Here is a 10840-nt window from a genome sequence, read left to right on the forward strand (position 1 = left end):
CCCTCCGGGTCCTAATCGACGGTGTTCGGCAAGCGCTGGCAGGATATTCGGCCGCTGGTGGGTCACTTTCGCGGTATCGGGCGAACATCGTGTCAGCGGGCCCGGGCCCGGCAGGTGCGGAGTCCGCTGTCGGGTCGGGTCGGGCGGCCGGGGAGCGGAGCTGGATCTCTTCAGCCGGTCGGATCGAAAGCGGTGGAGAGGCCGGGGCCTAGGAAGAGGCAGCTCGGTCGGATTCGCTGCGTAGTACGCAGAATTCGTTGCCTTCGGGGTCTGCCAGGACGGCCCAGCCGGGGCCGCTGGGTTCGCGGCGGTCATCCACGAGGGTGGCGCCGAGGGTCAACAGGCGTTCGACCTCTTCTTCGCGGGTGGTCTTCGGGCGGAGGCACAGGTGGAGCCGGTTCTTGATGGTCTTAGGCTCAGGTACCTCGTTGAAGTGAAGCCACGGCCCCTCCGGCAGCATCACGTCGATCTCGGGATCGCCTGGCTTGTCCTCCGGATGCAGCGGAGCGTCGAGCACCTTGCTCCAGAACTCACCCAAGGCGTAGGCATTCGCACAGTCGACCGCCACGTTCTGCACCACCGAGACCATGGACGTGAGTCTGCCCGCGGCCGATCCGGCCACGCAACCCAAATCGGCCCACACACGGTGACATCTACGACCGAAGAATTCGTCTACACCGATCACATATACTTCTGAGTCATGGAGCTGAGGCATCTTGAGCACTTCGTCGCCGTCGCCGAGCAGAAGCACTTCACCCGGGCGGCTGAGGCGATGTCGATCTCGCAGTCCGGCCTGTCCGCGTCGATCCGCGCCCTCGAACGCGAGCTCCACACCTCTCTCTTCGTCCGCAACACCCGCAGCGTCGAACTCACCGAAGCCGGCCGAGCCCTCCTCTGCGAAGGCCGCCGGACCCTAGCGGCCGCCGAGGCAGCGAAGGACGCGGTCGCCGCTGTACAAGGCCTTCTCCGTGGTCACCTGTCAGTCGGCCTGGAGCAGTGCCTCGGCGTAGTCGACGTACCGGCCCTGCTAGCCAAGTTCCGCTCCGCCTACCCAGGCGTAGAGATCGAGGTACGCCAGGGCGGCTCCACTCCCATGCTCGACGAGCTGGCCTCCGGCCGCCTGGACGTGGCTTTCGTAGCCACAGCCGGTCACCCCATCCCCGGCTTGGATCTCCGCCCAGTCTCCACGGAATCCATGGTCATGGTCTGCTCACCAGAGCACCGTCTGGCGAAGGCCTCGCAGGTCTCACTCCCAGACTTGGCAGGGGAGTCGTTCGTGGACTTCGACCCCACCTGGGGCGCACGTGCGATCTCCGACCACGCCTTCGCCACTGCCGGCGTCGCTCACCCCATCACCATCGAGGTCAACGACGTCCACACGCTCCTAGCTCTGGTCAGCCACAACCTGGGCGTAGCACTGGTCCCAGAACGCATCGCTGCCAAACGAGGCGACCACGTCACCGTCCCGCTAGCTCCCAACTCAGCAGACTGCTGGCAAGTCTCAGTAGCCATCCCCACCGGCTCCGCCGCATCCCTAGCAGCAGACGCCCTCATCGGCATGCTCCCCACAAGCAACGTCGCCTCTAGCTAAAGGATCAGGAAAGGTCCTCCGGCCAGGCCCCGAAATGGGCGCTCGGTTCACCGCTCTCGGCGACCATCCACGCTTCGATCCGCGCACCACGCAGACTCTGATCCACCTCGGTCAACAACGCGCCGTACCGACTCGCATCTGGTAACGCGACCACAACACGGGCGTCGTCATCGGCCCCTCTCAAGCGCATGGCTTTGAAGATCGCACCTGCCAGCCAATGGCTAGCTTGCAACGTCGGTGCAGTCGGCTTCGGCTGACCCGCATTCGGGCCCCGCGCATAGGTCGCCCCTGGGTAGCCCTTCACCTCTCGGGTCTCGGTATCCGCGACCCGCACAATCTGCCATCCCTCGCGGACAAGCCAGCCGACCAGCGCACTCTGAACAGCAGCCTCATGCGGCCACGCACGATCCGCCGAACTGTCGCGGACAGCGGGTGCGGGAGTTGTCGGGGCAGTAGCCGCATCTACGAGTCGATTGATGACGGTCCCGCTGGCCGAATCCCTGATCAGCCGCCCCACATCTGCCAACTGCCGGCAGTACTGATTGATCTGCTGATGCCGTCGATCGAGGCGAGCGGCAAGTTCAGCGTCCGTCATGCCATCCGAGCTCTGCTCGAGCAACCGAAGCAGTTCATCGCTGAAGTTCACATCGCTCACCCGAACCGCAGTCAGTCTGTGCGCCCAACCGTACTCCGCGCCTGCGGCGTTCAGACCTCTGCACAGAACCCGGCCTAAAGAGACAACTCGCCTGTACGCCGAGCGCTCGGCAGGCAATTCGGCAAGTCAGACCCGCTGACTCAAGCCGCCAGTATCACCAGCTTGCTCTATCGTCCGCAGGTCAAGATCCACCTCGTGACGGCGGCAGGTGTGGTCAGCCGGTTGAGCTCGTGCCGTGGCCCACCCAGTTCAGCAATCGCATTTCGGCCTCGTCGCGTGGACCGAAATGGCCGCCGTCGACCCACAGCAACTCCGCGTTGGGTAGTTGGCGCATGAGCCATTCTCCATGTGCTGTGGGAACCGAGGTGTCATCGCGGGCCAGCATGATTCGGGTGGGCACTTGGATATCCTCGACAGAGAGCCCCCAGTCACGGCCGTCGGAAAGGCAGTCGTCGATATAGCCGGCTGAACCTTGCCGGCCGGACTCAACGAATGCTTCCATCAACATTGCCCGGACTTTGTCGTCCGAGACCTGCTGCTCCAGCTCCGGCAAGCCGGCGTCCACCCAGTCCATGAACGCCCGCCAGTCGATCTCCAGCGCGGCTTCGCCCTGGGCGGCATGCTCCCAGCCCTGTCGAGCTTGCTCGTCCATGCCGTCATAGAAGTCGAGCCCTTCGGCGGTGAAGGGAGCAGACCCGACGATGATTGCGCAGCGGCTGACGCGATCCGGCAACAGAGCCGCCGCGGCCAACGCCGGAGAGGAACCACCCGAGACGCCGGCGACTCCGAACTGCTCCAGCCCGAACGCGTCCGCGATCGCGAGTACGTCGGCCGCCGCGTCCGCGCCGCGCCGACCAGGAGCCCGCGTGGAGACTCCATAACCGGGCCGATCGTAGGTGAACACCCGGAGATGATTGCGCAGGTACCCATCACCCGGCTCACGCAGGAACCGGCTCCCCGGTGTGCCGTGGAGAAAGAACATCGGAGCGCCATCCGGATCTCCCCACGTGCAAATACCCAGCTCCCGACCGTCCGGAGTACTAACAATTCTTGTCTGCTCGTGCATAACGTTCCCCCAACCGCCCCAACGCGAATGACGGATCGCCGACTGCAGCCCCGAGTAGGGCGATCCCGTTCTTCGAGCATGGCCTCTCACCCGCCAGACCACCATGGCTCGTCGACGTCGCCACCAGCTGCCGCACGGGCTCGGATTCGCTTAAGACAAATCGCCTGTACGCCGACGGTTCGGCGTACAGGCGATTCGCTAGGCAATTCAGGCAAGCGGTATTACCAGGCGTAGTCCTCGGGGGCTGTCTTGTAGCCCGGGAAGATCTCGTCGAGTTTGGCGAGGGTCTTGTCGTCTAGCTTGACGTCGACTGCGCGTACAGCCGAGTCGAGCTGCTCCATGGTGCGCGGGCCGACGATCGGTCCGGTGACGGCCGGCTGGTGCAGCAGCCACGCGAGTGCGACGTCGCCCGGCTCGTGCCCGAGCTCATCGGCCAGCGCCTCGTACTGCTCGATCTGGGGACGGATGCGCTCCAGAGCTTCCTTGGCGCGGCCTTCGGTACGGCGTACGCCCTCGTTCTCCTTGCGGATCACCCCACCGAGGAGACCACCTTGCAGCGGCGACCAGGGGATGACGCCGAGGCCGTACTCCTGCGCCGCCGGCAACACCTCGCGCTCCACGTCGCGAACGATCAGGTTGTAGATCGACTGCTCGCTGACGAGCCCGGTGAAGTTCCGCTTCTCCGCGGCAGCCTGCGCCTGGGCGATGTGCCAGCCGGCGAAGTTGCTGCTTCCGGCGTACAGGATCTTGCCCTGCTGTACGGCGACCTCGATCGCCTGCCAGATCTCGTCCCACGGCGTCTCGCGGTCGATGTGGTGGAACTGGTAGAGGTCGATGTAATCCGTCTGCAGGCGCTTCAGGCTGGCGTCGAGCGCGCGGCGAATGTTGAGCGCGGAGAGCTTGCCCTCATTCGGCCACTCGTCCATGTCGCCGTACAGCTTGGTGGCGAGCACAGTCTTCTCACGGTTCTTCGGATCCTTCGCAAACCAGCGTCCGACGATCTCCTCCGTCGCACCCTTCCCAACGCTCCGCCCGTACACGTTGGCGGTGTCGAAGAAGTTGATGCCCTTCTCGTGCGCCGCATCCATGATCGCGTGCGAGTCGTCCTCGCTGGTATGCGGCCCAAAGTTCATCGTGCCCAGGCAAATACGGCTGACAGTCAGGCCGGTCCGGCCAAGATGAGTGAATTCCATACCTCCCAACCTCTCTCTCGGGCGATGAGATGTCCAACAGGAGAATCCACTCAGTTCGATCGCTGCTCGTTCTTAGTCCGTACTACGTGCCGCCTCTGATCCCGTACTGCGTTCGGCCGGCGCAGGTCCGGTGCCCTTCTCGGGTTTTAGGGTCGTCGCCATGGCAGCCACCAAGTTCGACGTCGGCGGGTACGAGATTGCAGCCGAGATCTCGGGGGAAGGGTCGCCGGCGGTCGTCTTCATCTCCGGCAGCGGCGATGCCGGAGAGCCGTGGACTGCAACCATCTCGGCTCTTCATTCATCGACGACTCTGCTGACTTACGCCCGCGCCGGAATCGGCGCAAGTGGCATCCCGACGACAGACATGTCTCTCTCGCTCGGCAATGCCGCGGAGGAGCTGCACCGGCTACTCGCGGCAACCAGCCTCCCCGGCCCGTTCGTCCTGGCCGGCCACTCGATCGGCGGACTCATCGCGCTGATCTATGCGGCGCAATGGCCTGAGGATCTGGCCGGCTATGTCCTGGTCGACGCCACCGACATCCACCTGGACCTCGACGTCGCCGAGCCGTATCTCACGATCGAGGACGGCGAACTTTCGTACGACGTGGCTGCCACCGCGGCCGAAGTCACCCGGAGCCGCCGCGCCCTCGGCGTACCAGGCATCGTCATCGCAAGCCGCGCCGACCGCTGGCTCGAAACCGACCCCGACCCCTGGAAACCCTTCACCCTCCCCGAACTGGCCGACCGCTGGCAACGCCACCATCAGACCCTAGCCACCGACCTAGGCGCCACCCTCAAAGTCGCCCGAGTGGGCGGTCACTACATCCAGAAGGACGACCCAACCATCGTCGCCGAATCAATCGACGAACTCATCGAGCTCGCCCGCGAGTGACGGTACGGCGTACGAGGCCGGCGCCGCGTACGGCGTACAGGTTGGCACCGCGTACGGCGTGTCGATCAGCCGGTGAACTCGTCGCGGCCGAGCTGATCGAGTTCGGCGCGGTATCGCTCGAGGTCGAAGAGCTCGTGAGCCGTCAAGGCGGCATGGAGATGAGCCACGTTCAGCTCGCCGATGGCGTGCAGGATGTCGTGCCTGTCCATGCCGAGGTCGCGGAGTCTGCTCGCCGCTTGCCACACCTCTGGCGGGTCGTTGTCCCAGAGTTGGTTCGTGACGATCTGATGCATCGCGAGGTGCAGGCGCGGGTCGACGCCGTCGATCTCACCCTCGAACTCGGGATCCACCTGGTATTCGGGATGTTCGCCCTCGATCAACAGACTGCGTTCGTCCTCGGAGTCCGGGTTCAGGTTCCGGAAGTCCTCGTCCCCGATCCGGGCATCGACATACGGCATCGCGAACGCCCGCCGCTCGGCTTCGTCGTCCAGCGTCTCGGCATACTCCGCATTGTCCGCCCCAGTGATGCCGGCCGTCGGTGTGCGTCCGGCTGGGCTCCGGTAGGCCTTCTTCGAACGCTTGTCCGGCTTCCGACCTCGACTCTTCGGCATAAGCCAACTCTCCCAAGTCGACAATCCAGCAGCCAACCGCCCCCTAGGCTCGGTGCCATGGCGACCACCAAATTCGATGTCGGCGAGTATGAGGTTGCGGCGGAGATCTCGGGCGAAGGATCGCCAACGGTGGTCTTCGTCTCCGGGGCGGGCGCCGGGAAGGACTCCTGGGACGTGGCCATCGCCGCCCTGCGGAACTCGACCACGCTTCTGACGTACGACCGTCCCGGAATCGGCGACAGCGAGGCCCCGGCCTCGGTGCGCACTGTCGGCGCCGCCTCAGAGGAATTGCACAGGCTCCTCGTCGCGACCGGTCTCGAGGGACCGTTCGTCCTCGTCGGTCACTCGATCGGAGGTCTGATCGCGCTGATCTACGCTGCGCGTTGGCCTGTCGCCGGACTGGTTCTCGTCGACACCAGCGACATCCACCTGAACCTGGACATCACCGAACCAATCCTCATCGCTCCGGACGGACGCCTCTCGTACGACGTATCCGCAAGCGTCGCCGAAGTCGCGCAGAGCCGACGCCCCCTCGGCGTACCAACTGGCGTCATCGCCAGCCGCGTCAGCCGCTGGCCCGGCGTCGACGTCAAACCCTGGCACCCCTTCGGCCTCACCGACCTAGACGAACGATGGCAACACCACCAACAATCTCTGGCCGCCGATCTCGGCGCCACCCACAAGCTCGCCCGCTTCGGCGGCCACGACATCCCGAACGACGACCCAACCATCGTCGCCCAATCAATCGACGACCTGATCGACTCGGCCCGATAACCCCTCGGCGGGGCAGCTCGGGGCAGATCGAAAATGCCCCGGTCTGCCCCGCCGATTCTGCGGCGCGCGGCGCTACCTTTCCGACATGGAAATTGCTGTTCTGGTCTGCGATGGCGTATTCGACTCCGGGTTGGCCTCGGTCCTCGACGTACTGGAAGCGGCCAACACCATGGCGAAACAGTCGGGTGAAACCGATCGCTGGAATGTCACCTCCATCGGGTTCGAATCGGAGGTGCGGACGTCGGCCGGGCACCTCGTCGAGTGCGCGCCGGTTGCTCGGGTCGAATACATGGACCTACTCGTAGTACCGGCTGTGAATGAGCGCCGGCCCGATGCCCTGATCGAATTCGCATCCGGCGACGAGTCGCTGCCGGCACGGGAGCTCATCGCCAAGGCGTATGTCGACGGCGCCGCCATCGCATCCGCTTGCGCCGGCACGTTCCTGCTGGCCGAGTCCGGCATCCTGAAGGGGCTGCGAGCAACGACCACTTGGTCGCTGGCACCCGCCTTCCGCCATCGCTATCCCGAGGTCCGCCTCTTTCCGGAAAGCATGCTGATTCACGACGACATGATCACCACGGCCGGCGCCGGATTCGGCCACCTCGACCTGGCGCTCGAAATAGTCCGCACCATCAGCCCAGGCGTCGCAGACCTCGTCGCCCACTACCTCGTGATCGACGAGCGCCCATCCCAAACGCCGTACATCCTGCCCAGCGCCCTCGCCCAGAACGACCCCACCGTCGCCGCCTTCGAACACTGGACCCGCGACCGCCTCCACGAACCAATCAGCATCCCGGCCGCGGCCAAATACCTCGAAATCAGCGAACGAACCCTCCAACGCACCATCCAGCGAACCATGGGCACCTCACCCATCCGCTACATCCAAGACCTCAGAATCGAACGCGCCCTCCACCTCCTCCGTACGACGAAACTCTCCCTCGAAACCATCTCCCAAGAAGTCGGCTACCAACAATCCAGCACCCTCCGCGCCCTCCTCCGCCGCCGAACCGGCAAATCCCCCACCACCCTGCGAACCGACCCCTTCAACTGACCGCGACCGCAAGAGCTTCATTCTCTGACCGGGTGCTATCAAATGATGGTTGGCTCAGATTCGACGGCTCGCGATTGCGTGAAGAGCAAAAATCTGGTATTGGGAGCTCTGCGACATTAGCTGGCCGAGACGGCTTTCATCGACGCTCTAGGTCAGAGTCTGTCCTCGTGCAGCCGAGGAGGCGTACTCGTCGATCTCGAAGCGCTCGGGCCTTCGGCGCCGAGACTTGGCCGTCAACTCAACTCGGAGATCAGCGCTGTTGGCCTGATGTCGCTCATGACCACTAGGAGGAAGACGTTCTCGAACGAAGAAGGCCACATCTTCCGGGGGGCATGGATCGCCGCTGTCAAGAAGTACCGCCCGGGCCGTAACCCGGCTACATCACTCCATGGGAAGAAACCCCGGCCTGGGAACGCGCGCGATACCCGCAGTTCGCTCAGGCCATCTCGATAGCGGCCTAATGAGTTGGGCGCGTCCTTGCGACATAGGAGCCAGCCATCCCCGGTTTGCGACCGCAGGATTCCCCGGACCTTCGTCTGGTGGAAGGGTACGAGGCAACCTGAATATGGGCCTAGAGATGGAAGGTCTCACGCAGAATCTGGAGCAGCTGGCGGGCAGCCGTCTCATCGAGCTGCAGCGACTGGCTGCTCTTGGGCGTGGACTGCCTCTCGTCGGAGCCGAACGTCGAGAGATGCAGATATGTTTGCCCTGACTGGTCTGTGAGTGTCTGGTAGAAGCAATCAACCTCTGTCGGATGAACCCTGACGACCTGCGTTCCGGGCTCGATTGAACGAAGACGTGCCACTTGTGCCTCCTGCCGTCGCGGTTTGAACAGCATGGCACGCATACTGCTGCACAGCTGATCCCCTGCAGGAAATTTTCGCCGGCCCGGTCCGGAGGCGCGACCAGCGCGCTCTGCCGACGAGACGAGCCGACGTACGGACTCGACGCGGAGCAGGTTGCGAACCCCAACCTGTAGTAGCACCGTCTTACCAAGTTAGCTGTCGGCGCCGACGTGCTCGAAGGTAGAGGTTCGCCGGCCGAACTTGGATCGCGCCTGAACGGGAACGCATGTCAGGCATATGTCCGCGTCTCGGGCTGCGGTCAACGTCATGTCATACGACCGTCCTTGATCGATGCCGGCCAACTCGCGCTGGTGCCGGCGCTAGGCCGGTCTGTCTTCTGCGCGGAAATCACGGCAACGCCATGTAACGATCCAGCCGGTTCACCCGATAGGCCCATCGGGGACGGATCAACGACGCACCGCTGCGGTTGCGCATCTCGTCCAAGCGCGGTGCTCAACGACCAAAGCGGCGGGCAAGCACATTATGGCCAGGAAGCCAAGAGCTGGCAGGGTCCAGTGGGGGATTGTATGAAATTAGGCATTGTTCGGCTGAGCATCTGCGAGTCATCCGGTTCAGCGCGTCAGCCAGCAGGGCAGTCGTGTAGGAGATGTTCGAGAGATCCACATTGTCCAGGCGCGGCGGTCGGGTGGTGAGCAGGCCCGACGTGGTCGAAACCATTAAGCTCGAACCAGACGCCGGTCTGGTCAAGAGCCTCGGCGCAAACCACACCCTTGAGTCTGCAATTGCTGATCTCGTCGACAACTGCCTCGACGCCGGAGCGACCAAGATCGCCGTCCGTCTGTTAACCGACAACGACCGACTCGTTCAGGTCGAGGTGATCGACAACGGTAACGGGATGGATTCCTCATCGGCGGACAAGGCCATGACTCTCGGTCACCGGCGCGAGTATGCTCATAACGACCTCGGTCACTTCGGCATTGGGATGAAAGCCGCGTCATTTGGGCACGCCGATGTTCTGACCGTCTGGTCTTCGAAGTACGGAGCGACCCCTGTAGGGCGCCGCATCCAGCGTGCTGACTTCTCTAAAGACTTCTCGTGTGAGGTGCTGTCCGCTGACGCTGCGGCGGATGCCGACGCTCACCGCAAGCGCGTTACCGGAGCTGGCCGAGGAACGTCGGTCGTCTGGAGCGAGCTGCGCAGCACCTACCGCGGCGCCAACACCGAGGAGGCCCGCACCTGGATGGCGAACGCGGAAATTGGCCTCCGGTCGCATCTGGGCGTGACCTTCCACCGTCTCATCGCGAAGGATGTCCTCGACATCGACATCCTGGTCGACGAGCTGGAGTACGCCGACGAGGGGATCGGCACCCCTGTGAAGCCCCTTGACCCATTCGGCTACGCCAGATCTGGTCATCCCGCGTATCCCAAGGCGGTCGTCGCGGAATCCGGCGACGAGCAGATCACGCTCCACTGCCACATCTGGCCGCCGAAGGTCGACATCCCCGGTTTCCGGATCAACGGCAAGCCGGGGGACCGCTTTCAGGGCTTCTACATCTACAGGAACGACCGTCTTTTGCAAGTAGGGGGGTGGTCGGAGGTCGCCAATTCATCGGCTCATCGGCAACTCGCTCGAGTCATGCTCGACGAAGAGACGGCGATCGGCTCCTTCCTCACTATGAACCCGGAGAAGGCTGGCCTTCGCTTCGAGCCGATCTTCCGGGATGCGCTGGCCCACGCAGCGGCGAAGGACGGCACCACCTTCGATGCGTACCTGAAGGACGCCGAGGCCTGCTACGTGGAGGGAAACCGACGCGTTAGCCAGCGGCAGCCAGTGATCGCCCCGGACAAGGGCTTCGCGCCGAAGTTGCGAAAGTCGATTGAGGCGGAGCTGCCCTTGCTTCGATCCGACTCTCTCAACCTGCAGTGGAAGCTTCTCCCCGAGAGCGAGTTCATCGACGTGGACTTCGGCAACAGCACGCTGTGGATCAATTCCCGCTATCGCTATTTGTTCGCTCCAGAGCGGCGAAGCCTGAACGACGCGCCTGTGCTGAAGGCGCTGCTCTTTCTGCTGACCCACAAGGTTTTCGAAGGCGCGCACCTGGGGCCGAAGGACAAGGACAACATTTTGCTTTGGCGCGAAATTCTCGGCTCAGCGGTTGAAGCCGAAGAAATCATGCGCGGTGAGTAAGACGGGAGAACCG

General features: G+C 63.8%; 11 protein-coding genes. 5 read left to right on the forward strand and 6 right to left on the reverse strand.

The window, feature by feature from the left end; genetic code table 11:
- Positions 1-208: 208 nt before the first annotated feature.
- Complete coding sequence (locus ABZ004_RS14490; RefSeq protein WP_355680308.1) at positions 209-589, reverse strand: VOC family protein; 381 nt, start codon at positions 587-589, stop codon at positions 209-211.
- Between the two features lie 111 nt (positions 590-700).
- On the opposite strand from ABZ004_RS14490, the gene ABZ004_RS14495 reads away from it, so the two are divergent.
- Positions 701-1591 (forward strand): LysR family transcriptional regulator, encoded by an 891-nt coding sequence (locus ABZ004_RS14495; RefSeq protein WP_355680309.1) that lies wholly within the window; start codon positions 701-703, stop codon positions 1589-1591.
- Between the two features lie 4 nt (positions 1592-1595).
- Here the strand turns inward: ABZ004_RS14495 and ABZ004_RS14500 are convergent, their stop codons facing one another.
- From ABZ004_RS14500 to ABZ004_RS14510, 3 genes are all read right to left on the reverse strand, one after another.
- Entirely contained in the window at positions 1596-2363 is a 768-nt protein-coding gene (locus ABZ004_RS14500; protein ID WP_355680310.1) for a hypothetical protein, read from the reverse strand.
- A 97-nt stretch (positions 2364-2460) separates the two neighbouring features.
- Positions 2461-3417: an alpha/beta hydrolase gene (locus tag ABZ004_RS14505; RefSeq protein ID WP_355680311.1), complete on the reverse strand. Its 957-nt coding sequence runs from the start codon at positions 3415-3417 to the stop codon at positions 2461-2463.
- A gap of 116 nt (positions 3418-3533) precedes the next feature.
- Positions 3534-4505 carry an aldo/keto reductase gene (locus tag ABZ004_RS14510; RefSeq protein ID WP_355680312.1) on the reverse strand — a complete coding sequence of 324 codons (972 nt, stop codon included), beginning with the start codon at positions 4503-4505 and terminating at the stop codon, positions 3534-3536.
- 160 nt (positions 4506-4665) lie between these two features.
- Here ABZ004_RS14510 and ABZ004_RS14515 point away from each other — a divergent pair, with 160 nt between their 5' ends.
- Positions 4666-5397: an alpha/beta hydrolase gene (locus ABZ004_RS14515; RefSeq protein ID WP_355680313.1), complete on the forward strand. Its 732-nt coding sequence runs from the start codon at positions 4666-4668 to the stop codon at positions 5395-5397.
- Between the two features lie 65 nt (positions 5398-5462).
- Here ABZ004_RS14515 and ABZ004_RS14520 read toward each other — a convergent pair whose 3' ends face one another.
- Entirely contained in the window at positions 5463-6008 is a 546-nt protein-coding gene (locus ABZ004_RS14520) for a DUF1841 family protein (protein WP_355680314.1), read from the reverse strand.
- A 57-nt stretch (positions 6009-6065) separates the two neighbouring features.
- Here ABZ004_RS14520 and ABZ004_RS14525 point away from each other — a divergent pair, with 57 nt between their 5' ends.
- Positions 6066-6782 carry an alpha/beta hydrolase gene (locus ABZ004_RS14525; protein WP_355680315.1) on the forward strand — a complete coding sequence of 239 codons (717 nt, stop codon included), beginning with the start codon at positions 6066-6068 and terminating at the stop codon, positions 6780-6782.
- Between the two features lie 85 nt (positions 6783-6867).
- Positions 6868-7833, forward strand: a complete 966-nt coding sequence (locus ABZ004_RS14530; protein ID WP_355680316.1) for a helix-turn-helix domain-containing protein — start codon at positions 6868-6870, stop codon at positions 7831-7833.
- A gap of 571 nt (positions 7834-8404) precedes the next feature.
- Here the strand turns inward: ABZ004_RS14530 and ABZ004_RS14535 are convergent.
- Positions 8405-8671 (reverse strand): hypothetical protein, encoded by a 267-nt coding sequence (locus ABZ004_RS14535; protein WP_355680317.1) that lies wholly within the window; start codon positions 8669-8671, stop codon positions 8405-8407.
- A 671-nt stretch (positions 8672-9342) separates the two neighbouring features.
- Between ABZ004_RS14535 and ABZ004_RS14540 the strand changes: the two genes are divergently transcribed.
- Positions 9343-10827: an ATP-binding protein gene (locus ABZ004_RS14540; RefSeq protein ID WP_355680318.1), complete on the forward strand. Its 1485-nt coding sequence runs from the start codon at positions 9343-9345 to the stop codon at positions 10825-10827.
- Positions 10828-10840 lie beyond the last annotated feature (13 nt).

It is taken from the genome of Kribbella sp. NPDC006257 (assembly GCF_040613535.1).
GTDB lineage: Bacteria > Actinomycetota > Actinomycetes > Propionibacteriales > Kribbellaceae > Kribbella.

What these genes read in the sequence shown, in the direction of transcription:
- ABZ004_RS14525 (WP_355680315.1), top strand. Translation starts at nt 6,066, where the DNA reads ATGGCGACCACCAAATTCGATGTCGGCGAGTATGAGGTTGCGGCGGAG.
- ABZ004_RS14520 (WP_355680314.1), bottom strand. Translation starts at nt 6,008, where the DNA reads ATGCCGAAGAGTCGAGGTCGGAAGCCGGACAAGCGTTCGAAGAAGGCC.
- ABZ004_RS14490 (WP_355680308.1), bottom strand. Translation starts at nt 589, where the DNA reads ATGGTCTCGGTGGTGCAGAACGTGGCGGTCGACTGTGCGAATGCCTAC.
- ABZ004_RS14495 (WP_355680309.1), top strand. Translation starts at nt 701, where the DNA reads ATGGAGCTGAGGCATCTTGAGCACTTCGTCGCCGTCGCCGAGCAGAAG.
- ABZ004_RS14515 (WP_355680313.1), top strand. Translation starts at nt 4,666, where the DNA reads ATGGCAGCCACCAAGTTCGACGTCGGCGGGTACGAGATTGCAGCCGAG.
- ABZ004_RS14505 (WP_355680311.1), bottom strand. Translation starts at nt 3,417, where the DNA reads ATGGTGGTCTGGCGGGTGAGAGGCCATGCTCGAAGAACGGGATCGCCC.
- ABZ004_RS14535 (WP_355680317.1), bottom strand. Translation starts at nt 8,671, where the DNA reads ATGCTGTTCAAACCGCGACGGCAGGAGGCACAAGTGGCACGTCTTCGT.
- ABZ004_RS14510 (WP_355680312.1), bottom strand. Translation starts at nt 4,505, where the DNA reads ATGGAATTCACTCATCTTGGCCGGACCGGCCTGACTGTCAGCCGTATT.
- ABZ004_RS14530 (WP_355680316.1), top strand. Translation starts at nt 6,868, where the DNA reads ATGGAAATTGCTGTTCTGGTCTGCGATGGCGTATTCGACTCCGGGTTG.